Here is a 23,042-nt window from a genome sequence, read left to right on the forward strand (position 1 = left end):
AAAGCGGTGGGCAGCAGCGCACTGCCCACCGTCACTCATCAGCTCGCCTTGCGCAGAGCCTGATGGTATTGGTCGAGCCAGATCTGCAGCATCTGCTGCTCTGACTCGTTCAGGCGCAGCCCCAGCTTGCTGCGGCGCCAGAGGATATCGTCCAGTGAACAGGCCCACTCCCGCTCGATGAGATAGCGCACTTCAGACTCGTACAGGCCGCCACCGAAGTGAATGCCGCGATCCTCTTTCAGCCAGAGACGGGCATGGGCACCATAGGCCTCGGCAATGCGCAGGGCGCTGCGATCATCGAGCCAGTCAAACTCCAGCGCAAAGGCGCGGGCCAGCTCGCGTACCGAGCAGTCAAACTCGCCGCCGGGCAGACGGCTGGTCGCAGTCCAGTCATCCCCCATCTGGCTGAACCAGGGCTTGAGCTTGTTGCAGGCGGCCTGCGCCAGCTTGCGATAGGTGGTGAGCTTGCCGCCAAACACCGACAAGAGCGGCGCACCGTCAGACTCACCAGAAAGTTCGAGGGTGTAGTCGCGGGTCACCGCCTGCGGTGAATCTGACTCGTCGTCACAGAGCGGGCGCACCCCGGCGTAAGTCCAGATCACATCTTTCGGGGCAATTTGGCGAGTGAAGTGGGCGTTGACCACCTTGCACAGGTAATTGATCTCGGCCTCGCTGATCTTCGCTTCCCGCGGGCTGCCGTGGTGCTCCACATCCGTGGTGCCGATAAGGGAGTAATCCTGCTGATACGGGATGACGAAGACGATGCGATTGTCTTCGTTTTGCAGGATATAAGCCTCTTCGCGCTCATGGATGCGCGGCACTATCATGTGACTGCCTTTAATAAGGCGAATGCCGCGGGGGGATTTCTCGTGCAGGCTCTCGTCATAGAAGGTCTTGACCCAGGGGCCCGCTGCATTGACCAGACCACGGCAGGTGACGGTGAACTGCTCGCCCCCTTCCCGCTCCAAAGTGAGCGTCCAGTGTTTGGAACCGCGCACCGCCTTGATGCAGCGGGTGCGGGTCTGCACATCGGCCCCCTTGTCACGGGCCATCATGGCATTGAGCACCACCAGCCGGGCATCGTCGACCCAGGCGTCGGAATATTCAAACCCCTTGTTGATCCCCGCGGTCAAACCATCTTGCGGCAGGAAGCGCACGCCACAGCTCCCCTTTAGCTTGTCGCGCTTGGCCAGATTGTCATAGAGGAACAGACCGGCACGGATCATCCAGGCCGGACGCAGGTGCGGGCGGTGCGGCAGGCGAAAACGCATGGGACGAGCGATGTGAGGCGCCATACCGAGCAGCACCTCACGCTCCGCCAACGCCTCTTTCACCAGCCGGAATTCGTAATGCTCGAGATAGCGCAAACCGCCGTGGATCAGCTTGCTGGAGTTGGACGAGGTGGCAGAGGCGAGATCTTGCGCCTCAAACAGGGCAACCTTCAGACCCCGTCCTGCCGCATCGGCTGCGATGCCGACCCCGTTGATGCCGCCACCGACGACGACCAGATCATAATGTTCGCTCATGTTCACCTACTTTCATTTTTATGATTGCTATAACAGCAATGTTTGATTTCGCTCATTTTAGAACATGAAAATACAACAAACGAACATTTTATGGTGAAAGTGTGATCGCCACAGCCCGCCAGAGGTGGCAAAGGGGACAGGTCAACGGAGCAAATGGTGTCGGGCCAAAATCGGCGGGTTAATAGCCAAAAAAACCAGATTGAATAGTGGTTTTTGCAATACCTATAAAGGGGTGAGATGGGTGCAGAGATGTGGGAGAAAAAGAGAAAGGAGGCCGCCCTGACGGGCGACCGGCACAGCCTTGGCGTGTTTCGCCGTCAGCAGATGTGGCAGGCGATCTGGTGTTGCGCCATCAATCGCGTCAGCTTTTCCGGTGGCTCCTGATCGGTAAAGAGGGCGTGGATCTGGCTGAGATTGCCCAGATTGACCATGGCATTGCGACCGAACTTGGTGTGGTCAGCGGCCAGAAAGACCTGACGGGAGTGGGCGATGATGGCCTGGGCAATCTTCACCTCGTGATAGTCGAAATCGAGCAGGGAGCCGTCGTTGTCGATCCCCGAAATACCGATGACGCCATAGTCCATGCGAAACTGACCAATAAAGTCGCGGGTCGCCTCCCCCACGATGCCGCCATCGCGGTTGCGGATCTCGCCGCCGGCAATGATGACGGTGAAGTCATCCTTGGCAGTCAGAATGCTGGCCACGTTGAGGTTGTTGGTGACGATGCGCAGCTCGCGGTGATCGAGCAGGGCGCGGGCAATGGCTTCGGTGGTGGTACCTATGTCGATAAAGAGCGATGAGCCGTCGGGAATATTGGCCGCTACCTCGCGGGCGATGCGCTCTTTCTCCTTGAGTTGCATCACTTTACGGGCGCTGTAGGCGGTATTGACGGTACTCGAATGCAGGGAGGCACCGCCATGATGGCGCCGGATCTTGTTCTGTTCGGCGAGATCGTTCAGATCCCGGCGAATGGTCTGGGGGCTGACGTCAAAGTGGGTCACCAGATCGTCGGTCGAGACAAATCCCTGCCGCGTCAGGACGTCCAGGATCTCCAGATGTCGTTGGGTTTGCTTCACGCTTGCACTCCGATGATGAGACAAAAAAAGGCCCCGGCAGATGCGGGGCCTTTTGGCAGTTTACCTGATCCCCTTTGGGATCAATAAGCTGAGGATCACGTTTTATGCCTTATGGGCAGCCGCTTTCTTGGCCGCAACGGCAATGTTCTCATGCTTGAGGGTCATCGCCAGCAGGATGATGGAGAGCACGCAGGAGACGGTCAACACCATGAAGCCGCCATCCCAACCGAAGTGGTCAACGGTATAACCCAGCATGGCGTTGGCTGCCACGGCGCCGCCCAGATAACCGAACAGACCGGTGAAACCTGCCGCAGTACCGGCTGCTTTCTTCGGTGCCAGCTCAAGAGCATAGAGGCCGATCAGCATGACAGGGCCGTAGATCAGGAAGCCGATAGCCACCAGAGCCATCATGTCGATGGTCGGGTTGCCGGCCGGGTTGAACCAGTAGACCAGTACAGCCAGGGTCACCAGCACCATGAACAGGATACCGGCCGGGGCACGGCGGCCCTGGAACATCTTGTCAGAGATCCAGCCACACAGCAGGGTGCCCGGAATACCGGCCCACTCGTAGAGGAAGTAAGCCCAGGAAGAGTTGTCGACGGTGAAGTGCTTGGCCTCTTTCAGGTAGGTTGGCGCCCAGTCCAGCACACCGTAACGAATGAGGTAAACGAAAGCGTTGGCGATCGCGATGTACCACAGCAGTTTGTTGTGCAGCACGTACTTGACGAAGATCTCCTTGGCGGAGAACTCCTGCTCGTGGCTCTCGTTGTAATCCTTCGGATAGTCGTTCTTGTACTCCTCGATGGGAGGCAGACCGACCGATTGCGGGGTATCACGCATCACGAAGAAGGCGATCACCGCGATGGCGGCCGCCGCTGCCGCAGGCACATAGAAGGCGCTGCGCCAGTCGTTGAACCAGCCCATCCCGAGGATAAACAGCGGGCCAATCATGCCGCCGCCCACGTTGTGCGCCACGTTCCAGACCGCAACCACTTCGCCGCGCTCTTTCTGTGACCACCAGTGCACCATGGTGCGACCGCAGGGCGGCCAGCCCATGCCCTGTGCCCAGCCGTTCAGGAACAACAGCACAAACATGATGGCAATGCTGGAGGTGGCCCAGTGCATGGTACCCATCATGAACATGATGGCAGCCGAGAGCAGCAGACCGGCGGAGAGGAAGTAACGGGCGTTGGAACGGTCAGAGACGTTCCCCATCAGGAACTTGGACAAACCGTAAGCGATGGAGACCCCGGAGAGCGCGAAACCGAGATCACCACGGGAGAAGCCCTGCTCGATCAGATAGGGCATCGCCAGACTGAAGTTTTTCCGTACCAGATAGTAGCCGGCGTAACCGAAGAAGATCCCGAAAAACACCTGCCAACGCATGCGTTTGTAGAAGGGGTCGACCTTGTCAGCCGGGAGCCTGTCGATGTGCGCCGCAGGCCTGAAGAGACTAAGCATGTTCTGCTTCCTTATTGTTGTTATGGGCGGTTGAGGATGCCCTGACCATTCCGACGAATCATGTGAGTCCGCTGATTCGTAAGCGAGCCTATTGTGCTCATATGCGCTCATTTAATCTGTGATGCATGCTCAAATATTGCAGTTTTATTACAAATAAAAGCTCCAAATGAGAAATCACTCAGCAAGCGCCAGCCCTTGTGTGGCAAGGGTTGTGAGCTACCCCCTAAGTGGTAACCAGCGGTTATCAAGATGCTTTACGTCACATTTTCTTAGCAATGAGTGGGATCTTGTCCACATTTCCTATGGAGGGGGGATGGTGAAATTATTGGGAAGGGTTATTTTCTGTCACGACCGATAACGAGCGCAAACGAGCATAACGTTTGCGCAAGACGCAAAAACAACAAGGAAACGTTTTCGGCAGCAACGGATAGACACAAAAAGATAAAACGGAACATCAAACCTCTACGGGTGGATATAAGGAACAAAAGTATGAGCATACAAAGACCCAATACCCTGCTTGGCGAGTGCATCGCCGAGTTTATCGGAACCGGCCTGCTGATATTTTTCGGCGTCGGATGTGTGGCGGCACTGGTGCTGGCAGGCGCCAACTTCGGGCAGTGGGAAATCTCCATTACCTGGGGTCTGGGTGTGGCCATTGCCATCTATGTGACCGGCGGCATTTCAGGTGCCCACCTGAACCCGGCTGTAACCCTGGCGCTGATGACCTTCTGCGGGTTCGACAAGCGCAAAGTGGTACCCTACATTATCGCCCAGATGGCCGGTGCCTTCTGCTTCGCGGCCCTTGTCTACTTCCTTTATGGTAACCTTTTCACCCAGTGGGAAGTGACCCATAACGTGGTGCGCGGCAGCGTCGAGAGCCTCGGCACCGCCGGGATCTTCTCCACCTACCCCAATGCCCTGCTGACCAATATGCAAGCTTTTGCCGTCGAGCTGGTGATCACCGCCGTCCTGATGCTGGGCATCATGGCGCTGGGTGACAACAACAACGGCGCCCCCAAAGGCTTCGCTGCCGCTCTGCTGATCGGTATCCTGATCGCGGTGATCGGCGCCTCCCTTGGCCCGTTAACCGGTTTTGCCATGAACCCGGCCCGTGACTTTGGTCCGAAACTGTTCGCGTTCTTTGCTGGCTGGGGTGATGTTGCCCTGACCGGTGGTCGTGACAACCCCTACTTCTGGGTTCCGATCCTTGGCCCCATCGTTGGCGCCCAGATTGGTACCGCTCTGTATGTCAAAGTGCTGGCTCCCTGCGTCCCGGGCAACCGTGTCGTCACCACCGAGCAAGCGACCCAAACCGCCAAAGAAGAGGCTGCCGCATAAGAGCGGCCCCTCCAACGTATAAAAACGTGGAAAATAGAAACGTGGAGAACATCATGTCTGCTGAAAAGAAATATGTCGTCGCTCTGGACCAGGGAACCACCTCTTCCCGCGCCATCGTGTTTGATCAGGATGCCAACATTGTCGGTACCTCCCAGCGCGAATTCACCCAGCACTACCCGAAAGCGGGCTGGGTAGAGCACGACCCGATGGAGATCTGGGCGACCCAATCCTCCGTCTTTACCGAAGTACTGGCCAAGACCGGCCTGCGCAGCGAAGAGATCGCCGCCATCGGTATCACCAACCAGCGTGAAACCACCGTTGTCTGGGAAAAGGCCACCGGCAAACCCATCTACAACGCCATCGTCTGGCAGTGCCGCCGCACCGCAGCCATCTGTGAAGAGCTGAAAGCACGCGGTCTGGAAGAGTACGTGCGTGAAAACACCGGTCTGGTGCTGGACGCCTACTTCTCCGGTACCAAGGTGAAGTGGATCCTCGACAACGTGGAAGGTGCCCGTGAAAAGGCGATGAACGGCGAGCTGCTGTTCGGCACCATCGACACCTGGCTGGTGTGGAAGATGACCAACGGTGAAGTGCACGTCACCGACCCGACCAACGCCTCCCGTACCATGCTCTACAACATCCGCGAGCTGAAGTGGGACGAGAAGATGCTGGACGAGCTGGGCATCCCCATGTCCATGCTGCCGGAAGTGAAACCCTCTTCCGAAGTGTACGGCTACACCACCCGTGGCGGCGGTTCCCGCATCCCCATCGCCGGTATTGCCGGTGACCAGCAGTCTGCCCTGTTCGGCCAGCTCTGCTTTGAAAAAGGGATGGCCAAGAACACCTACGGCACCGGCTGCTTCATGCTGATGAACACCGGCACCGAGCCGGTTCGCTCCAGCAACGGTCTGCTGACTACCGTTGCCATCGGCCCGAAAGGGGAAGTGAACTACGCGCTGGAAGGTGCGGTATTCATGGGCGGCGCCACCATCCAGTGGTTGCGTGACGAGCTGAAGATCATTCACGATGCCCGCGATACCGACTACTTCGCCTCCAAGGTGGGCGATACCAACGGCGTCTATCTGGTACCGGCCTTCGTTGGTCTGGGCGCGCCCTACTGGGATCCGTATGCTCGCGGCACCATGGTCGGTCTGACCCGTGGTGCCAACCGCAACCACATCATCCGTGCTGCGCTGGAATCCATCGCCTATCAGAGCCGCGATGTGCTGGATGCGATGCAGCAGGACTCCGGCATCAAGCTGGCAGCCCTCAAGGTAGACGGCGGCGCCGTAGCCAACGACTTCCTGATGCAGTTCCAGGCTGACATGATGCACACCCCGGTGGTACGTCCGACCCGCATCGAGACTACCGCCATGGGCGCCGCCTTCCTGGCTGGTCTGGCAGTCGGCTTCTGGAAGAGCTCGGACGAGCTGGAAGACAAGTTCAGCGTGGACCGCGAGTTCATCCCGCAGATGGACAGAGACGATCGCGCCAAACGTTACAGCGGCTGGCAAAAAGCGGTTGAGCGTTCACGCCGTTGGGCTGAAGAGGATTGATCGGGCATCCGACATTCTGTTGAGAGAAACCCCAGAGAGGCCGACCGCAATGTCGGCCTCTCTTTTTATGCTTTCCCTTGCCGCTTTCTGCCCCCTTCCCCGCTAACTGCTCCCTCCTGTTTTTCTGCCGCCCTCTGTTGTCACCATCCGCCACAACGCAATTGAGTTCTCTATCTATAATCATCATCTGGGTCGCATATGCGACCTTATTTATGAGGAGAGCGATATGGAGAGGGCGATACACCGTTTTACACTGCACTCACTCTGGTCAGGGCTCGGGATCCGCACCCGGATCCTCGCTGGCGTGGCGATACTGATGGCCATCGCCATCAGCTGCATCACCTTGATCCTCGAGCAGATATCACACAGTCAGGCCCAGCAGCGGGTCGAACGCTACGAGCTGCCAAGCAGCGTGGATCGCATTGCCAACCAGCTGACCGCCCAGCTTATCCAGCACCTGACCGAGGCGCAGGCGCTGGCCAGCAACCGTTTTGTCATCGACTGGCTGACCGCTGGCATGCCAGAGCAAGAGTGGCCCGCCATGGAGCGCTACTTTCAGGATCTGCAACGGCGGATCGGCGGCAACGTCTTTATCGCACCCCGCCAGAGCAACACCCTGATCAACTTCAGCGGCGGCCCCACCGCCCAGAAATCGCTGAGCGAATCAGACCCGAAAGATGGGTGGTTTTTCGGCTTTCTCAAACGCAGCAAACTCTATGAGCTGAACCTCGACATCTCGGATTTTGACAAGCGCGCCTCCCTCTATATCAACACCGCCGTCACCCACGAGGGCAAGACCCTGGCAGTGGCAGGCACCTCCATCGACATGAGCGCCCTGAGCAAACTCATCAGCGGCTACCGGATCGGCAAGAGCGGTCAGGTCTATCTGGCGGACATGGAGGGCAATATCGAGATCCACCCCGAGCAGGAGGTGGAAGGCGCCGCCCACCACCAGCAATCCTTCCTCGATACCGTCAAACGGCTTATTCCCAATGCCCGGGAACAGGTGGCCGTAGAGGCGCTAACACTGGAGGGGCAAACCTACCTCATCGCGGTACGTTACATTCCCACCCTCAACCGGCTGCTGATTGGCGAGATCAACAGCGCCGAGCTGGAAGAGGGACTGCAGGAATCCCGCCAGCTCATCATCATGGTCTCGCTCGCCATCGGCGGGATCGCCATGCTGGCATCCGCCTGGCTGGCTCACTCCATCAGTCGCCCCATTCGTCAGGCAGCCGATGGCATGCATCACATCACCGCCGATCGGGATCTGGCGACCCGTCTCGATTTCTCTGACGAGTCGGAGCTGGGAATGATGGCCCAGAGTTTCAATCAGCTGATCCAGAGCCTGAACCAGAGCTTCTCCCGGTTCCAGCAGTCAGGCAGCGCCCTCTCCGCGCAGTCGTCCCAATCCATGCAGCAGGCCCAGGCACTGGCAGGAGAAGCGTGCCAGCAGGCCCAGAGCATTCAGGAGCTGACCACTGTGGTCACCACCATCGGCGACAACGCCGAGCAGATCGCCAGCCGCTCTGAAGGGGTCAACGACGTGACCCAACGCATCGCCAACCATATGCTCAGCATCGAGCAGGATGTGACCCAGAGCGCCGCGCAACTCGACACCTTGCGCAGCAGCATCGGCAGCTCCTCGGCCCTGCTCGATGAGGTGGTGAAAGACAGCAACAACATCACCCAGATAATGAACCTCATCCGCGATGTCTCGAACCAGACCAACCTGCTGGCCCTCAATGCGGCCATCGAAGCGGCCCGGGCGGGGGATATGGGGCGGGGCTTTGCGGTGGTGGCCGACGAGGTACGCCAACTGGCGGTGCGTACCCAGACCGCCACCAAGGATGTGCAGGATCTTATCTTGCGCCTGCAGGAGGGAACCCGGCAGGCCAGCAGCTCGATGGCAGACTCCCGCAACCTGAGCGAAGAGGGATACAACCGGATGAATCAGGCCAGAGAGGTGCTGGTTGATGCCACCAGCCAGATCAACCAGACCGCCCTCGAGATCAACGAGATCAGCGCGCTGGCGCAGGCGCAGAATCAACAGATGGGGCAAGCCAGAACGGCGCTTGACGAGCTGGCCATGGTGGCCGAACACCAGCGGGAACACGCGCAGGAGAGCAATGCCGCCAGCCGCGAACTGTTCGAACTGGCCAAAGCCATCGACGAGCAGATCCGCCAATACCGGATTGGCTAGGTCCGGCGCTTCCCTATCTCCCTCTCAATAACCAAGACGCCACCGCAGGGTGGCGTTTTCATTTTGCAAATCATTTTGCCTGCCCTCTCGAAACGGGAATGACGACGAAACTCGCAAACAATTGATAATTAACATGAAAAAATGTGGAATGGCCATTGCTTAGTGATATCAGACTCAACAGAGGGATATCGCCATGAAACCGACCACCAATCAAGCGCCCGTAGCCCACGTCGCCACTCAAAAAGAGACCCTGACCCCCCGCGAAGGCACCTTCCTGATGATGGTGGCCCAACTGGTGGTGCTCACCTGCATCGTACTGGCCGCCACCGTCGGCGGCCTCTCCTGGCAGTGGACCCTGCTGCTAGCCATTCCGCCAGTGATCGGCGGCGCCCTGCTCAGCCGGGTATGGGGCAAACTGCCACGGTAACTGCGCTTCACCTCACACACCTTCCCGAACCGGCGGCCGCCCCTCAAATCGGCCGTCTGTTTATCTGCCACCAGGCTAATGCTGATGGGCCGCAACGAAGGCGCGGCTTGTTCTTCGCCAAGCAAACCGCAGCGACGAACCGTTCAAACAAACCGTACAATCCAACCTGCACTACAGGGTATGGCTGCCAAGCTGCTCTTTGAGAAAGTCGAGCCAGACCCGCAGTCGGATATCCCGCTGGGCATCGGAGTAGAAGACTGCATTGATGGGGCGCGAGGCGCCGCTGTTACTGCGGGCCAGCACCTCCACCAGCGCGCCGCACTCCCGATCCGGCCCGGTCATAAAATCCGACAGACAGACAATTCCCTGCCCCGCCAGCGCCAGCTGACGCAAGGTTTCGCCGCTGCTGGCTCGCAGGCTGGGGGTAATGGCAAAGCGATCCCCCTGCTCGGCACTGAGCAGCGGCCAGTGGTTGAGGTGATCGGGATGCAAAAATCCAAGCAGCTCGTGACCGCTCAGCAGATCCGCCGGTTGGCGCGGGGTGCCGCGCTCGCTCAAATAGGCGGGAGAGGCCAGCAGCCGCAACCGCGAACGGCCAAGGGGCAGCGCACGCAGGGAGGAGTCGGTCAGCTCGCCGATGCGGATGGCCATGTCCACCCGCCGCTCCATCAGATTGATAAAGCCCTCCGAGCTGTGCAGCTGTAGCTCGATGGCGGGGTAGCGGCGGCGAAACTCGCCGATGATCGGCACCAGCCGGTGCAGGATAAAGGGGGTAGCGGCATCGACTCTCAACACCCCTTCGGGTTGTTCCCGGCGCATCAGCAGATGCCCCTCCGCCTCACTCATCTCGGTCAGGATCTTCACCGCCCGCTGATAGAACCAGCTCCCCTCCTCGGTCAGACTGACCCGGCGGGTGGTGCGATTGAGCAAAACGGTTGAGAGCTTCTCTTCGAGCCGCTTGATGCCGCGGCTCACTACCGAGTTATCCATGCCGAGGTTCTCCGCAGCCTGGCGAAAACTGCCCGCCTCCACCACCGCCACAAACAGGGTCAGTTCATCAGAATGGGTCTTCATTGCTGTTATCCGGACAAGAGTAATGGGCCTTTATAGGCGCAGCCGCTGTGGATTGGCAAGCGTGCGGTGAGGCCAGTTCTTTTTTCTACAGAAAAAGAACGTGACCGCGAGCCCACATCATGCCCGCGATTTGTCAGTACAATGCAGCCAGAAAAGCACCGTATGGCACCACTTATTTCACAAGGATGAATACCATGACATTTGAAGAACGGCTGGCCGCCGCCCATCAGGAGCTGGCTAACAAAGGGGTATGGCATGCCAACTACAATCCACCGCTGTGCAGACTGCTGCTCAGGTTCGGTTATCCCGTCAAACCGCCTCACTATGAGGGTTGGCTAACCAACGTTCTGCTATTCGGGGTAGGCATTGGTCTGGTATGGGGCATGGCGATGTGGTTTTTCAGTTGGCACCCCATGGGGATAGATCCGCTGTTTGCCCTGCGCCAAACAGCCCTGTTTGCGGGATTCTGCGGCCTGACCATGGCATCTTGGCTCTGGCTACGGCGCAAGCAGCTTAAACTGACCCCGTGGGAACAACTTGCTGAACCCAGCGATGCTGATGATGAGGGAGACGAACTGCATGAAAGCCCATGAAAAATTGAACTATGTGGAGTTTGCGGCCAGGGATCTCGCCGCGACCAAAGCATTCTTTCAGGCCGTATTTGGCTGGCAGTTTGTCGGTTACGGCCCCGACTACAGCGCCGATATTGAAACGACCCAAGCCAAGGTAAGCCAACACGGTGGCACCATCAATCGCCCACTATTCGACTTCCCCGGTGGACGCCGTTTCCACTTCGTTGAGCCCAGCGGCAATGAGTTTGCGGTCTGGTCGGTGCAAGCTAAATAACTGATCCTAATAGTGCTCCATCTTGCCGGAAGCCTTGTGGCGTAAGGCATTTGTGCAATCTGGCGAGAAAGCCTGAAGTGACAAGGCTTAGCGCACGATGCGTGCTCAATGTCACTTGTAGAAGCTGTACGAGTGCAGTGATCTATTATTCGGAACAGCTATTTAGCGCCTGATAATACTGGACGAAGTGAAACAATCTACATCCATATTATTCATAATATCGTTCTCTACTACATATCCGAAAGGTTTATAAAAGAAAACACCGAACCGTTTTTTTGAAAAAAAACAGGTGAAGTGTTCATTTCATATTACGTGTTCTTGACTTAATCATGGCATTTAAGACACAGTTCCCAACAAATATTATTACATTCTATTGCAGATGCAGATGGCTGTCAGATTGCATCAAAATTTCAAGGTGTTATTTTGAAGGTAATTACAGTAGAATATCATGCCATCTATATGGCAATTTTATAAAAGGTGTTCTATGAGCCCAGAAGAAATTAATCTTGTAACTGAATCAATCAAGGCTATTGGAAGTAAAGGATCGAACGAATGGATTCCAGTTATTGCAGCCCTTGGCGGTGCAGTTTTGGGTTCGCTCAGTTCAATTATTACTTCTAGCATAATTGAACGTAAAAAAGAGAAAATGTTTTCATTACAAATTACAAGATCTCTGATTACCGAAATATCCGCATTACTTAATTTAATGGAAACAAGAGGGTTTCTTGACAGTATCAATAACGCCATTGCTCATTTAAAAGAAAATCCAGATGATACATACATATTAGCCTCCGATATCCCGCCTCATTATTCCAGAGTATATCAAGAAAACTGTAAACATTTGGGCGTGGTAGATCATGAAACATCGAAGCAAATTATTAACTTTCATCATTTAGTAGATGCAATAGTTCAAGATGTTAAGATGGATGGAACATTCAGCAAATCACCTACAATCGAAGCTTATGTAGAAGCACATAAGATCCTGACGCTTGCAATCAGAATAGGTCGAAACTTAGAAACTAAAAAAATAAATTGTTGATTCGTGTAATGAGGTCATTAGCGTATTCCTCTTATATGTCCTGGATTACCCCATTGCTGCTCTCCCCTCAATACTGTTTTGCGACCAGCGCCCTGTTTCCAGCAAGTCACGACAGGCATACTGACCCTTCGTTTTTGCCAAGGAGGTTCAGATGTCATCACCCGTGATTGTGATTGCCCAGCTTGAAGCCAAACCCGAATTCGCCGCCCAGTTTCGCGCCGCCCTTGAGCCGCTGATTGCGGCCACGCTGCAAGAGGCGGGCTGCCAGCGCTATCAGTTGCACCAAGACTTGGACAATCCCCACAGCTGGATGCTCTACGAAGTGTGGGAGAGCGAAGCGGCCCTCACCGCCCATCAGGGCCAACCCCACTTTACCGAATTTGTCGCCAAGGCCGAGCCCTGGTTTGCCAGCAGCACCATTCGCCGCTATCAGCCACTGGGCGCCTGACTGGCCCTAGAGCCTGTTTCTGTTCAGCCCATCAAGGGCCAACCACCACCCCATTGAGGAATAAGATGATCAATATGCCACCCATGGGTCTGGGCACCTTCCGCCTGAAGGGCGAGCCGCTGCTTGCCACCCTGACCAACGGTCTGGAGCTGGGCTATCGCCATATCGATACCGCCCAGATCTATGACAACGAAGCCGAAGTCGGCGCCGTGCTGACCCGCAGCACTGTTGCCCGCCACGAGATCTACCTGACCACCAAGGTGTGGACCAGCGAGTTTGGCCCGGGCAAGGTGCTCCCGAGCCTGGAGGTAAGCCTGGAAAAACTGGGCACTGACTATCTGGATCTGGCGCTGATCCACTGGCCCTCCCCCAAGGATGAGGTGCCGATGGCAGTCTATCTGGAGCAGTTGACCGAGGCCAAGGCCCGGGGCCTGACCCGGGAGATCGGGGTCTCCAACTTCACCGTGGCCCAGCTCAAACAGGCTATCGAGATTTTGGGGCCTGGGGCCATCGCCCACCAGCAGATCGAGGTTCATCCCCTGCTGCAAAACCGCAAGGTGGTCGAGTTCTGCAAAGCTAACGGTATCGCCGTCACCGCCTATATGCCGCTCGCCTATGGCAAGGTGCTGAGCGAGCCGCTGCTGATGGAGATTGGCCAGCGCCACTGCGTCTCGGCGGCCCAAGTGTCGCTGGCCTGGCTGCTGGCGCAGGACATGACAGTGATCCCGAGCTCCACCAAGCGGGAGAATCAGGCAGCCAATCTGGCCGCTCTCGATATCGCCTTGAGCAGCGAGGAGATGGCCGCCATCGCCACGCTGGATCGGGGTGAGCGCTGCGCCAACCCGGACTTTGCACCAGATTGGGATTAAACGGGAAGGGAGACATGGGCTCTCTTGCTTCGACGGCGGATACCGGCAACTCTCACGAGCCTATTGCAACTGCGAACTATCCCCTCTCCCGACGGGATAAGGTCAGAGTGAGGGGGCAAGCGACCTCCCCCTCATCCCTAACCCTTCTCCCACAAGGGGAGAAGGGTGCAAATAACGCTCAACGACATTTTTCAGCAAAATCGGGAGGTATCATGCCTCCCGCTTTTTTTGCCCTTTCATCTCACTCGTTGCTCATTCCCCCACGCACAGCAGGTTCAGCCAACCCTGTCTCCTTCCATTACCCCCGCCCCCGTTTCCTCTTTATACCCTACTCGCTCAACACGCTTTGTCTCTGCTTTCCAGTCACTTCGATCTCATCTCTCTTCCCCCCTCTTTGCGGCCACTCTTGTCTCTCCCATTCCCCTCCTACTCATCGCCATTGCTGCTGATTTGGCAAAAGTAATTTGATGTCACCGTCATTTTTGCCAACAAAACCCATCGGCATACTGGCGCCATTCTCCCGTCGGGAGTCCCTAACCAAGGAGTTGTTATGCCACTGGCGTTATTTGCCCTTACCTTAAGTGCCTTTGCGATCGGCACCACCGAATTTGTGATTGTGGGGCTTATCCCCACTATCGCAGAGCAGCTCAATGTCTCGCTCCCCTCGGCGGGCCTGTTGGTCAGCCTCTATGCCCTTGGGGTTGCCATCGGCGCCCCCGTGCTCACGGCGCTCACCGGCAAGGTGCCGCGCAAGTGGCTGCTGGTAGGGCTGATGGCACTCTTTACCGCCGGCAACCTGCTGGCCTGGCAGGCCCCCGGTTATGAGAGCCTGATTGTGGCCCGCATCCTGACCGGATTGGCGCACGGGGTCTTCTTCTCGGTGGGCAGCACCATCGCCACGGGTCTTGTGGCCAAAGAGAAGGCGGCGAGCGCCATCGCCATCATGTTCAGCGGCCTCACAGTGGCGCTGGTGACCGGCGTACCGCTCGGCACCTGGATTGGTCAGGTCTTTGGCTGGCGGGAAACCTTTCTGGTGGTAAGTCTGCTCGGCCTCGTCGCCATGGTGGGTAGCCTGCTGCTGATCCCGGGCAACCTGCCCAAGGGGGCAGCCTCCACCATCCGCGAGCAACTCTCGGTACTGACCAAGAAGCCGCTGCTGCTGGTCTACGCCAAAACCGCCCTCGGTTATGGCGGTGCCTTCACGGCGTTTACCTTCCTCGCCCCCATCCTGCAGCAGGTGAGCGGTTTTAGCGCCGGTGCGGTGAGCCTGATCCTGCTGGTCTACGGGGTATCGGTCGCCGTCGGCAATATCTGGGGTGGCAAGCTGGCCGACAAGATGGGCCCATTGCCTGCGCTCAAGTTGCTGTTTGCCGGTCTGGCGCTGGTGCTGCTGGCCCTCACCTTCACCGCCCCCCATCCGGTGCTGGCCGTGCTCACCGTGCTGGTGTGGGGCGCCTTTGCCTTCGGCAACGTGCCGGGTCTGCAGGTACTGGTGGTGAAGCAGGCCGAACTGCACACCCCCAAGGCGGTGGATGTGGCATCGGGCCTCAATATTGCCGCCTTCAACGTCGGCATCGCGCTCGGCTCCGTGGTTGGTGGCTTGGTGGTTGAGCACCTCGGCCTGATGCACACCCCTTGGCTCGGCGCCCTTATCGTGCTGCTGGCCTACGGGCTGACCCATGTCAGCGAGCGCCGTGAAGCCGTCCGGCTCGCCGCCTGTCAGGCATAAGCTGCGCCAGCAGGCGTCACGCAAGGGCGTGGCGCCTGCTGCAATCGGCGCGGCAGGCTTCTATGCTGTGACACAGCCTCAAGCCCTCAACTGTTTCAGTAACCAAGCCTGCCCCCTAGCATCATTTGCCACGGAGTCTGTTATGAAGGTGCTTATTGTCTATGCCCATCCCGAACCCAAAAGCTTCAACGGTGCCCTCTTCTGCCACGCCATCAGGGCGCTGGAGCAGGCGGGCCACACAGTGATGACCAGCGATCTCTATGCCATGGGCTTTGATCCCGTCTCGGATCGGCGCAACTTCACTGCCGCCAGCGATCCCGATTTTCTCAAGCTGCAGCTTGAAGAGCTGGCTGCCACCGAGCAGGGCAGCTTTGCCCCGCAACTGGAGCAGGAGATGCAAAAGCTGGAGGCGGCCGATCTGCTGATCTTCCAGTTCCCGCTCTGGTGGTTCGGCCTGCCCGCCATCCTCAAGGGGTGGGTGGATCGGGTCTTTGCCATGGGGCGGGTCTATGGTCAGGGCCATATCTACGAGAGCGGCAAGTTTCGCGGCAAGCGGGCGTTGCTGAGCCTCACCACCGGCGGCCCTGCCGAGACCTATCTGCCCGACGGCTTCAACGGCGATATCGACGGTGTGCTGCGCCCCATCCAGCGCGGGCTCCTGCAATTTGTGGGCTTCGACGTGCTGCGCCCCCATATCTGCTATGCCCCGGTGCGGGTCTCGCAAGAAGAGCGGGAAGCCTGGCTCGCCCAGTGGGCCAAACGCCTTGGCCAGATTGAACAGGAGTCCCCCATCGCAGTCGGCCGCTACCAGTAGCGGCTGACGCGGCTGACACTCCCCCCACACAGCACAAAAACAGCGAGCGGCCCCCGGCCGCTCGCTGTTTTTCACGCTCTGTCGTTATGGTTTTTGTTATCCGTGGGCAAGCCTTATGCCGCCTGTTGCACGCCTGCTTTGCCGGTCACCGCCCGCTTGAGCCAGTAGTCGAGGCTGACGTAGCGGCCCCCGCCGTAAACCAGCAGCACCAGCAGCATCACGAAGTAGGTGGCGGCAAACTCCATCCCGTTGTTGAGCATCACGGGATCCCCGAGCTCGGTGATGTAGTTGTAGCGACCGGGGAAGTTGGCGGCCAGCCACTCGATAAAGCCGTTGAGGCGCACAGTGGCCTCCATGCTGCCGGTGGCGATGGCGTCCCAGCCGTGCTTCCAGTGCACCATGGCGCTCGCCACGCTCATCAGGAAGATGGTGGGAATGGCCATGATACGGGTAAAGAGGCCAAGGGCGATGCAGATGCAGCCCAGTACCTCGGTGCCCGCCGCCAGAAAGGCGAGCAGGGTCGGGAACGGCAGGTTGAGCCCCCCTTCCGAGACCGGGGCACCAAACCAGGCGACGGTGCCGGCAAAGCCCATCACCTTGGAGTGGGCCCCCACATAGATGACCGGAATGAGATAGAGGCGAATGGTCAGCAGGGCCAGAAAATCGAGCCGCTTGCACTGGGCCACCGCCCGCTCGTACCACTGGATCAGGGTGTTGTTCATGGGAATTCTCCTTGGTGTTTGCTAAATGGGTGCAAGGGGGCGCCGGGCTGGCGCTCACCGACGGGCAAGGTCAACAGACCCAGCCGGTGAAAATGGCGCGCCCACTCGCTCAGATCAAAATCACTGCGAACCTGTTGCACCTGTTGCTGGAACGCGGCTTGGGTGATCCCCGGTTGCTGTTGCAGCAGCTGGATCAGGGCCACGTCCCATTCGCGCAAGCGCTGGGTCACCACCTGATGTTCCGGGCTGCGAAACAGGCCATAGAAGTGGTTGCCCTGCCGGGTCGGCACCACGCCGCTGCGACGAATGGCAAAGGGGAGCTCAAGCAGTTGCAGGGTGGGATTGAGCCGAAATGAACTCTCCGCCGTCACCTCAACCCCCGATATAACTTGCGGCACTACCCCTTCATCAATCTCGACACAGAGGCAGGCCCACTCGTACTCCAGCAGCGCCAGCCGCTGCCTGGGCCAGTTGAGAGAGCCCTCGCCGTGGCGATGCTGCACATAGCGGACAAACTCGGTGGCGATATGGTGAAACTCCGGGGCCTCGGCGCCGTGCTGGATAACAAAGCCCTCCACCAACTGCCACCTGTCCACCGGCGCCCAGTGAGCGTGGGTGAGCGGAAAGGCGCTCTCCAGCACCGACTCCACATTGGCGCGCACGCTGCGGGCATAGTGGCTGGCGATGCCATCCTGCGGCAGCCGCACCCGGCTCGCCAGCCAGGCGGTCTGCTGCTGCATTCGCTGCGGCGCCGTTTTGGACGCAGTGACCAGAGATAACCGTCTATCCATAACGCACCTCCCGCACCTGACGGTCGATCGCCTCACAACAGGCGCCATGCACCCGCGCCAGCTCGGCCTCCAGCTCGGCCAGCGGCGGCAGATGGTGATCCCGCTCCAGCAGCAGGGGACGCAGGCCATGGGTCTGCACCGTATAACGGGCCAGCGCCACCACCTCCTCGCACACCGGTTTGCCATGGGTATCCAATAAAGTGCCGTCTGCCTCTTCCAGATGACCGGCGATATGGAAGTAACGGATCGCATTGCTCGGCAGCCAGGCGATCATCCGCTTGGGGCAGTAACCGTGGTTGCGGCTGTTTACAAAGACGTTGTTGATATCGAGCAGCAGCTCGCAGCCGCTGCGCGCCACCAGCTCGGCGAGAAAATCCTCCTCCGGCATCTCGTGGTCATAGCCGTGGTAGTAGGAGATATTTTCCAGCACCAGCGGGCGGGCCAGCGCCTCCTGCACCTGCGCGATCCGCTCTGCCAGATAGGGGATGTTCTCCCACTGGCGCGGCACAGGTAATAGCTCGTAGAGATAACCCTGTTGGTCGCGGGAAAAGCTCAAATGCTCGCTATAGATCTCGATGCCAAACTCGTCCAGAAAGGTGCGGATTTGACTGAGCAGGGTGCGATTGAGGGGCTGGCAATCGCCGAGGGAGAGGCTGAGGCCGTGGGCCACCAGCGGGTAACGCTCGGCCAGCTGATGCAGCTGCGCCCGCTTGGCGCCGCCGATGGCCATCCAGTTCTCCGGCGCCAGCTCGAGAAAGTCGATGCCGGGGCGGACGGGGCCGGCGCAGAGCGCATCCAGATGCTCCTGACGCAGCCCGATCCCCCGACTGCGGGAGCTTATTGGCCGCATACCCCCTCCGTCATCTTGCTGCCCTGGCTGGATGTATTGCCATCAATCCCCTCGCCCGCCACGCCACACTTGCCATCGCGGGCGCGTACCAGCCGCCCCTGCGGATCACTGTCGAGGGCTTGCTTCTCAAAGCGCTTCTCGGTGCCGCACTTGCCCGCCGCACACTTGCCGCCGTGCTGTTCGCTGGGGGCGGCTTTCACCGGCGCATCGCTCGGGGTGGCCGCCAGCGCCAGCCCCGGGGTCAGGGCAATCAGGCTGGTCATGGCGATGGAGAGGGTCAGTTTGTTGGTTTTGTTGCTGCTTGGGTTACTCATGAGTGGACTCCTTGACGGATGAAACTGGGTAGCTGGAGAGATCGCGGGCGGCAATCACCTGACCGCGGAACTGCGACTTGACGATGTCGAGCGCCTCGCTCTTGCGGCTCAACCCCAACCCCATCCAGTGGTTGAGCACCAGCAGCTTGGGGTTCACCTCGGAGGCAATTTTGGCCACCACAGATGGCTTGGCGTGAAGCGAGGCGGAGACAGGGTCGGCCCCTTCGTGGATGGCGAGCGGCATCACCAGAATGTCGGCCCCCTTGGCAAACGGCACAAAGGCCGGGTTGCTGCCGTTCTGATCTGCAGAGATAACGATGGTCCCCTCGGCGCTCTCGATGCGATAGGCCAGACAGGACACGTCACCGTGAGGGATGCCGAGCGCGGTGATGGTCAGCCCATCCTGCTGATAGACGGTGTGGGGCTGCGGGCTCTGGTAGGGCACATCGTGCAAGGTGATGGGGAAGAGGCCATCGGTGCCATCCTTGAAACCGCTCAGGTAGGCATAAGCGCCCTTGTCCTTGTTGAAGAGGGCATCGAAGTAGCCGCTCATGCTAGGGAAGGCCGAACCAGCCTCGGGCCCCGCCAGATCCAGCGGATCGCTGCGTTCGAAGAAGTAGGCCCCCTTGAGCAGGGCGGGCAGGTCGGTCACATGGTCGGTGTGGAAGTGGGTGATGCCGATAAAATCGACCTCTTCGAGCTTGGCCCCCGCCTGGCCGAAGCGCAGGTAGACGCCGCCACCGGCATCGATCAGGATGCGGGATTTCCCCTTCCACCAGATCACCTCGCTGGAGGAGGCGCGAAGGTCGTCGGAGATGGGGCCACCACTGCCGAGTACCTGCAGGGTGAAGGTTTTATCCAGTGGTGTCAGTTGTACCGGCTCGGCACAGGCCGGGGCGACGGTGAGCGCGCAGCCGATGGCCAGCGCCACCGCTTTCAATCTCTGTTTCATCACAATTACCTGTCGGTTGGTTGTCGGTTGAAAGTGTGTGTCGTTTAAAGAGGGGGAGAGAGGGGCCGATGGCGACGCGTGAACGCCAACCACCGGCCGTGGCGGGGCGCGAACCCCGCCGTCAGTTACCGTCCCGTTCGTCCGCCTGCCAGCGCGCTTCCAGCCAGAGCAGGTTGCACAGGCCCAGCAGCAGGGCGAATCCGAGGCCCAAAATCCAGGTGAAGTACCACATAGCAGATCCCTTGAGGTCAGTAGAGTTGATGGCTGTCGCGCTTGATGCGGGCACGGTCGAGCTTGCCGCGCACCACCCGATAGACCCAGCCGGTGTAGCCCAGGTTGACCGGCATCAGCACCAGCACGAGGCCGAACATGATGGCCAGGGTCTTGTAGCTGGAGGTGCAGTCCCACAGGGTCAGGCTGCTGACCGCATCGAGGGATGAAGGCAGCACAAAGGGGAACAGGGCGATGGCCACCGAGCAGAGCATGGCGGCGCAGGCGATGGCGCTGGCCAGCAGCGCAATCCGGCCCCGCTCCAGCCAGGAGGCAATCCCGCTCACCAGCGGCGCCAGCGCCCCGATGATCGGCACCAGCCACAGCAGCGGATAGTCAAAATAGTTGCGCAGCCAGCCTCCGGCGTGGGGGATCACCCCCTTCATCAGCGGGCTGATGGCAGCATTCGGGTCAAAGGGTTGTGTGCCGACACCGGTCAGCTGAAACCCTTGCAGATCCACCAGATGCCAGCCGGCCAGCAGGTAGCAGAGGCTCACCAGCGGGGCCAGCAGGATGGCGATGCCCCGTGCGCGCAGCGCAGGGGTGCCAGTCACCTTGGCTTGCAGAAAACCGGCGCCGTGCAGTAGCAACAGGGTGATGGCGGTGGCCAGCATCGAGAGCAGCCAGCCCCAGTGGAAGTCGAATGCGCCGTAGTGCAGACGCAGCGCCGTGTCGAAGCGAAACGGCAGCCCCTCCATCACCAGACCGATAGCAGCACCGAGGATGAGCGCCGGTATCAGGCCACCGGCTACCAGTGCCCGATCCCACCAGCGGCGCCACACCGGATCGGCCAGCTTGCTGCGATAGTCAAAACCGACCGGACGCAAAAATAGCCCGAGCAGCAGCACCACCATGGGGATATAAAGCCCCGAGAAGGCGGCGGCATAGACCAGCGGCCAGGCGGCGAACAGGGCACCGGCACCGGCAATCAGCCACACCTGATTGCCCTCCCACACCGGCCCCACGCTGTTGATCACCAGACGGCGGTCGTTGTCATCTTTCGACACCACCGGCAGCAGCATGGCGATGCCGAGATCGAAGCCATCCATCACGATAAAACCGACCATCATGAAGAGCACCAGCGCCCACCAGATGAGTTTCAGGGTTGCGTAATCCATCAGGCGATCCTCGCAAGTTCGGGTTGTTCACCGCTGTAGCGGCCGGTATGGAGAATGGCGGGCCCCTTGCGGATCACATGGCGCAACAGGAACAGCTCCACCACCAGCAACAGGGTATAGATGGAACAGATGGCGATCAGGCTGAACCAGAGTTGGCCCGGCTGAAGCAAAGAGACCGAGGCCGACACCGGCAGCACATCGCTGATGGTCCAGGGTTGACGGCCGAGCTCGGCCACCAGCCAGCCCGCCTCGATGGCAATCCAGGGCAGCGGAATGCTCCAGAGCAGGGTCTTGAGCAGCCGTGGCGAGTCTTGCAGCCGGTTGCGGCAGAGCTGAACAAAGCTCACCACCATCAGCCCCAGCATGGTGACACCAAGCCCCACCATCACCCGAAAGCCCCAGAAGAGCGGCGCCACTGGCGGGATGGAGTCATCGACCGCTTTGGCAATCTCCGCCTCACCAGCCTTGGCGATATTGCTGGCATAGGGGGTGAGCAGCATGCCGTAGCCAAGATCCTTGCCGTGCTGCTCGAAGCGGGCACGGTTGGCCGGGGTGTCATCACCCTGCCGGATCTGCTCGAGGGCCTCTGCCGCCACCATGCCGCTGCGAATGCGTGCCTCGTTCTGCACCTTGATATCCTTGAGGCCGGTCACCGCCTCGTCGATGGAGCGGGTAGCGATGATCCCCATCAGATACGGGATCTTGATGGCTGCGTGGGTGGTCTCGGCAGTCTGATCCGGGAAGCCGAACAGGGTAAAGGAGGCTGGCGCTGGCTCGGTCTCCCACTCCGCCTCGATGGCGGCGAGTTTCACCTTCTGCACCTCGCCGGTGCGATAGCCCGACTCATCCCCCAGCACAATGACCGAGAGGATGGCCGCCAGCCCAAAGCCGGAGGCAATGGCAAAAGAGCGCAGGGCAAACTGCACTTCCGTCTTGCGCAGCAGATACCAGCTGCTCACCCCCATCACAAACATGGAGGCGGCCACATAGCCCGCCGCCACCGTGTGAACGAACTTCACCTGCGCCACCGGATTGAACAGCACGGCGGCGATATCCACCAGCTCCATGCGCTGGGTCAGCAGGTTGAACTCGGCCCCCACCGGGTTTTGCATCCAGCCGTTGCCGATCAGGATCCACAGCGCCGAGAGATTGGAGCCGAGCGCCACCAGCATGGTCACCAGCAGGTGCTTGCCGCGGGAGAGCTTGTCCCAACCGAAGAAGAAGAGCCCCACCAGGGTCGATTCGAGGAAGAAGGCCATCAGCCCCTCGATGGCCAGCGGGGTACCGAAGATGTCCCCCACGTAGTGGGAGTAATAAGCCCAGTTGGTGCCGAACTGAAACTCCATGGTGATCCCCGTGGTGACCCCCATGACGAAGTTGATGCCAAACAGTTTGCCCCAGAAGCGGGTGATGTCCTGATAGATCACCTTGCCGGTCATCACATAGGCCGACTCGGCGATCACCAGGATCCAGGACAACCCCAGCGTGAGGGGCACAAACAGGAAGTGGAACAGGGCCGTGGCGCCAAATTGCAGGCGAGACAGGCTGACCACGTCATCCGGATTGATCATGCGTCACTCTCTTTTGTTGTATTTGCCTTGCACGTTTCGTGCGTGACA

23 protein-coding genes are annotated in these 23,042 nt (G+C 59.2%); 11 read left to right on the top strand and 12 right to left on the bottom strand.

Annotated elements, in window-relative coordinates; translation table 11 throughout:
• Nucleotides 1-38 precede the first annotated feature (38 nt).
• The 3 genes from glpD to glpT all read right to left on the bottom strand — a co-directional run bounded on the left by glpD (nucleotide 39) and on the right by glpT (nucleotide 4,063).
• Complete coding sequence (glpD, locus tag I6L46_RS09150; RefSeq protein ID WP_139441312.1) at nucleotides 39-1,526, bottom strand: glycerol-3-phosphate dehydrogenase; 1,488 nt, start codon at nucleotides 1,524-1,526, stop codon at nucleotides 39-41.
• 317 nt (nucleotides 1,527-1,843) lie between these two features.
• Nucleotides 1,844-2,602, bottom strand: a complete 759-nt coding sequence (locus I6L46_RS09155) for a DeoR/GlpR family transcriptional regulator (RefSeq protein WP_005347045.1) — start codon at nucleotides 2,600-2,602, stop codon at nucleotides 1,844-1,846.
• Nucleotides 2,603-2,704: 102 nt separating this feature from the next.
• Complete coding sequence (glpT, locus tag I6L46_RS09160; protein ID WP_005337540.1) at nucleotides 2,705-4,063, bottom strand: glycerol-3-phosphate transporter; 1,359 nt, start codon at nucleotides 4,061-4,063, stop codon at nucleotides 2,705-2,707.
• A 489-nt stretch (nucleotides 4,064-4,552) separates the two neighbouring features.
• Between glpT and I6L46_RS09165 the strand changes: the two genes are divergently transcribed.
• The 4 genes from I6L46_RS09165 to I6L46_RS09180 all read left to right on the top strand — a co-directional run bounded on the left by I6L46_RS09165 (nucleotide 4,553) and on the right by I6L46_RS09180 (nucleotide 9,587).
• Nucleotides 4,553-5,401, top strand: a complete 849-nt coding sequence (locus tag I6L46_RS09165) for an MIP/aquaporin family protein (RefSeq protein ID WP_005350866.1) — start codon at nucleotides 4,553-4,555, stop codon at nucleotides 5,399-5,401.
• A gap of 53 nt (nucleotides 5,402-5,454) precedes the next feature.
• On the top strand, nucleotides 5,455-6,957 hold the full coding sequence (glpK, locus tag I6L46_RS09170) for a glycerol kinase GlpK (RefSeq protein ID WP_005337546.1): 1,503 nt from the start codon (nucleotides 5,455-5,457) through the stop codon (nucleotides 6,955-6,957).
• Between the two features lie 226 nt (nucleotides 6,958-7,183).
• Nucleotides 7,184-9,160, top strand: coding sequence for a methyl-accepting chemotaxis protein (locus I6L46_RS09175; RefSeq protein ID WP_042056323.1), 1,977 nt, complete (start codon nucleotides 7,184-7,186; stop codon nucleotides 9,158-9,160).
• A gap of 193 nt (nucleotides 9,161-9,353) precedes the next feature.
• Nucleotides 9,354-9,587 carry a hypothetical protein gene (locus I6L46_RS09180; RefSeq protein WP_019446771.1) on the top strand — a complete coding sequence of 78 codons (234 nt, stop codon included), beginning with the start codon at nucleotides 9,354-9,356 and terminating at the stop codon, nucleotides 9,585-9,587.
• 171 nt (nucleotides 9,588-9,758) lie between these two features.
• On the opposite strand, the gene I6L46_RS09185 is transcribed toward I6L46_RS09180, so the two are convergent.
• On the bottom strand, nucleotides 9,759-10,661 hold the full coding sequence (locus I6L46_RS09185) for a LysR substrate-binding domain-containing protein (protein ID WP_216977933.1): 903 nt from the start codon (nucleotides 10,659-10,661) through the stop codon (nucleotides 9,759-9,761).
• A 194-nt stretch (nucleotides 10,662-10,855) separates the two neighbouring features.
• Between I6L46_RS09185 and I6L46_RS09190 the strand changes: the two genes are divergently transcribed.
• The 7 genes from I6L46_RS09190 to I6L46_RS09220 all read left to right on the top strand — a co-directional run bounded on the left by I6L46_RS09190 (nucleotide 10,856) and on the right by I6L46_RS09220 (nucleotide 16,406).
• Complete coding sequence (locus I6L46_RS09190; RefSeq protein ID WP_216977934.1) at nucleotides 10,856-11,254, top strand: DUF6404 family protein; 399 nt, start codon at nucleotides 10,856-10,858, stop codon at nucleotides 11,252-11,254.
• On the top strand, nucleotides 11,241-11,507 hold the full coding sequence (locus tag I6L46_RS09195) for a VOC family protein (RefSeq protein ID WP_216953296.1): 267 nt from the start codon (nucleotides 11,241-11,243) through the stop codon (nucleotides 11,505-11,507). Before I6L46_RS09190 ends, I6L46_RS09195 begins: the two co-directional genes overlap by 14 nt.
• 484 nt (nucleotides 11,508-11,991) lie before the next feature.
• Entirely contained in the window at nucleotides 11,992-12,546 is a 555-nt protein-coding gene (locus I6L46_RS09200) for a hypothetical protein (protein ID WP_136501583.1), read from the top strand.
• 151 nt (nucleotides 12,547-12,697) lie between these two features.
• Nucleotides 12,698-12,994, top strand: coding sequence for a putative quinol monooxygenase (locus tag I6L46_RS09205; protein WP_064336428.1), 297 nt, complete (start codon nucleotides 12,698-12,700; stop codon nucleotides 12,992-12,994).
• A gap of 65 nt (nucleotides 12,995-13,059) precedes the next feature.
• Nucleotides 13,060-13,863, top strand: coding sequence for a 2,5-didehydrogluconate reductase DkgB (gene dkgB, locus I6L46_RS09210; protein ID WP_216977935.1), 804 nt, complete (start codon nucleotides 13,060-13,062; stop codon nucleotides 13,861-13,863).
• Between the two features lie 550 nt (nucleotides 13,864-14,413).
• Nucleotides 14,414-15,592, top strand: coding sequence for an MFS transporter (locus I6L46_RS09215; RefSeq protein ID WP_216977936.1), 1,179 nt, complete (start codon nucleotides 14,414-14,416; stop codon nucleotides 15,590-15,592).
• Nucleotides 15,593-15,734: 142 nt separating this feature from the next.
• A complete protein-coding gene (locus I6L46_RS09220; protein WP_216977937.1) occupies nucleotides 15,735-16,406 on the top strand; it encodes an NAD(P)H-dependent oxidoreductase in 672 nt (223 codons plus the stop codon).
• A 113-nt stretch (nucleotides 16,407-16,519) separates the two neighbouring features.
• Here I6L46_RS09220 and I6L46_RS09225 read toward each other — a convergent pair whose 3' ends face one another.
• The 8 genes from I6L46_RS09225 to I6L46_RS09260 all read right to left on the bottom strand — a co-directional run bounded on the left by I6L46_RS09225 (nucleotide 16,520) and on the right by I6L46_RS09260 (nucleotide 22,994).
• Nucleotides 16,520-17,128, bottom strand: a complete 609-nt coding sequence (locus I6L46_RS09225) for a DoxX family protein (protein ID WP_216977938.1) — start codon at nucleotides 17,126-17,128, stop codon at nucleotides 16,520-16,522.
• Entirely contained in the window at nucleotides 17,125-17,919 is a 795-nt protein-coding gene (locus I6L46_RS09230) for a putative DNA-binding domain-containing protein (protein ID WP_216977939.1), read from the bottom strand. Before I6L46_RS09230 ends, I6L46_RS09225 begins: the two co-directional genes overlap by 4 nt.
• Entirely contained in the window at nucleotides 17,912-18,769 is an 858-nt protein-coding gene (locus I6L46_RS09235; protein WP_216977940.1) for a DUF692 domain-containing protein, read from the bottom strand. The genes I6L46_RS09230 and I6L46_RS09235 overlap by 8 nt, the downstream gene beginning before the upstream one ends.
• Nucleotides 18,757-19,083 (bottom strand): hypothetical protein, encoded by a 327-nt coding sequence (locus tag I6L46_RS09240; protein ID WP_216977941.1) that lies wholly within the window; start codon nucleotides 19,081-19,083, stop codon nucleotides 18,757-18,759. Before I6L46_RS09240 ends, I6L46_RS09235 begins: the two co-directional genes overlap by 13 nt.
• Nucleotides 19,076-20,035, bottom strand: a complete 960-nt coding sequence (locus I6L46_RS09245) for an MBL fold metallo-hydrolase (RefSeq protein ID WP_216977942.1) — start codon at nucleotides 20,033-20,035, stop codon at nucleotides 19,076-19,078. The genes I6L46_RS09240 and I6L46_RS09245 overlap by 8 nt, the downstream gene beginning before the upstream one ends.
• Nucleotides 20,036-20,156: 121 nt before the next feature.
• Entirely contained in the window at nucleotides 20,157-20,267 is a 111-nt protein-coding gene (cydX, locus tag I6L46_RS09250) for a cytochrome bd-I oxidase subunit CydX (RefSeq protein WP_005337572.1), read from the bottom strand.
• A 16-nt stretch (nucleotides 20,268-20,283) separates the two neighbouring features.
• Complete coding sequence (gene cydB, locus I6L46_RS09255) at nucleotides 20,284-21,423, bottom strand: cytochrome d ubiquinol oxidase subunit II (RefSeq protein ID WP_204379963.1); 1,140 nt, start codon at nucleotides 21,421-21,423, stop codon at nucleotides 20,284-20,286.
• The gene (locus tag I6L46_RS09260) at nucleotides 21,423-22,994 is read right to left on the bottom strand and encodes a cytochrome ubiquinol oxidase subunit I (RefSeq protein WP_139732364.1); all 1,572 of its coding nucleotides are present in this window, start codon (nucleotides 22,992-22,994) and stop codon (nucleotides 21,423-21,425) included. The genes cydB and I6L46_RS09260 overlap by 1 nt, the downstream gene beginning before the upstream one ends.
• Nucleotides 22,995-23,042 lie beyond the last annotated feature (48 nt).

Origin of the sequence: Aeromonas sp. FDAARGOS 1416 (assembly GCF_019048085.1) — a bacterium.
In the GTDB taxonomy this organism is placed as follows: Bacteria; Pseudomonadota; Gammaproteobacteria; order Enterobacterales; family Aeromonadaceae; genus Aeromonas; species Aeromonas veronii.

Coding starts and splice junctions, on each gene's coding strand:
- I6L46_RS09260 (WP_139732364.1), bottom strand. CDS start 22,994: ATGATCAATCCGGATGACGTGGTCAGCCTGTCTCGCCTGCAATTTGGC.
- I6L46_RS09165 (WP_005350866.1), top strand. CDS start 4,553: ATGAGCATACAAAGACCCAATACCCTGCTTGGCGAGTGCATCGCCGAG.
- glpT (WP_005337540.1), bottom strand. CDS start 4,063: ATGCTTAGTCTCTTCAGGCCTGCGGCGCACATCGACAGGCTCCCGGCT.
- cydX (WP_005337572.1), bottom strand. CDS start 20,267: ATGTGGTACTTCACCTGGATTTTGGGCCTCGGATTCGCCCTGCTGCTG.
- glpK (WP_005337546.1), top strand. CDS start 5,455: ATGTCTGCTGAAAAGAAATATGTCGTCGCTCTGGACCAGGGAACCACC.
- I6L46_RS09180 (WP_019446771.1), top strand. CDS start 9,354: ATGAAACCGACCACCAATCAAGCGCCCGTAGCCCACGTCGCCACTCAA.
- I6L46_RS09190 (WP_216977934.1), top strand. CDS start 10,856: ATGACATTTGAAGAACGGCTGGCCGCCGCCCATCAGGAGCTGGCTAAC.
- I6L46_RS09195 (WP_216953296.1), top strand. CDS start 11,241: ATGAAAGCCCATGAAAAATTGAACTATGTGGAGTTTGCGGCCAGGGAT.
- I6L46_RS09215 (WP_216977936.1), top strand. CDS start 14,414: ATGCCACTGGCGTTATTTGCCCTTACCTTAAGTGCCTTTGCGATCGGC.
- I6L46_RS09220 (WP_216977937.1), top strand. CDS start 15,735: ATGAAGGTGCTTATTGTCTATGCCCATCCCGAACCCAAAAGCTTCAAC.
- I6L46_RS09240 (WP_216977941.1), bottom strand. CDS start 19,083: ATGAGTAACCCAAGCAGCAACAAAACCAACAAACTGACCCTCTCCATC.
- I6L46_RS09200 (WP_136501583.1), top strand. CDS start 11,992: ATGAGCCCAGAAGAAATTAATCTTGTAACTGAATCAATCAAGGCTATT.
- I6L46_RS09205 (WP_064336428.1), top strand. CDS start 12,698: ATGTCATCACCCGTGATTGTGATTGCCCAGCTTGAAGCCAAACCCGAA.
- I6L46_RS09225 (WP_216977938.1), bottom strand. CDS start 17,128: ATGAACAACACCCTGATCCAGTGGTACGAGCGGGCGGTGGCCCAGTGC.
- I6L46_RS09185 (WP_216977933.1), bottom strand. CDS start 10,661: ATGAAGACCCATTCTGATGAACTGACCCTGTTTGTGGCGGTGGTGGAG.
- dkgB (WP_216977935.1), top strand. CDS start 13,060: ATGATCAATATGCCACCCATGGGTCTGGGCACCTTCCGCCTGAAGGGC.
- I6L46_RS09235 (WP_216977940.1), bottom strand. CDS start 18,769: ATGCGGCCAATAAGCTCCCGCAGTCGGGGGATCGGGCTGCGTCAGGAG.
- I6L46_RS09175 (WP_042056323.1), top strand. CDS start 7,184: ATGGAGAGGGCGATACACCGTTTTACACTGCACTCACTCTGGTCAGGG.
- I6L46_RS09230 (WP_216977939.1), bottom strand. CDS start 17,919: ATGGATAGACGGTTATCTCTGGTCACTGCGTCCAAAACGGCGCCGCAG.
- cydB (WP_204379963.1), bottom strand. CDS start 21,423: ATGGATTACGCAACCCTGAAACTCATCTGGTGGGCGCTGGTGCTCTTC.
- I6L46_RS09245 (WP_216977942.1), bottom strand. CDS start 20,035: ATGAAACAGAGATTGAAAGCGGTGGCGCTGGCCATCGGCTGCGCGCTC.
- glpD (WP_139441312.1), bottom strand. CDS start 1,526: ATGAGCGAACATTATGATCTGGTCGTCGTCGGTGGCGGCATCAACGGG.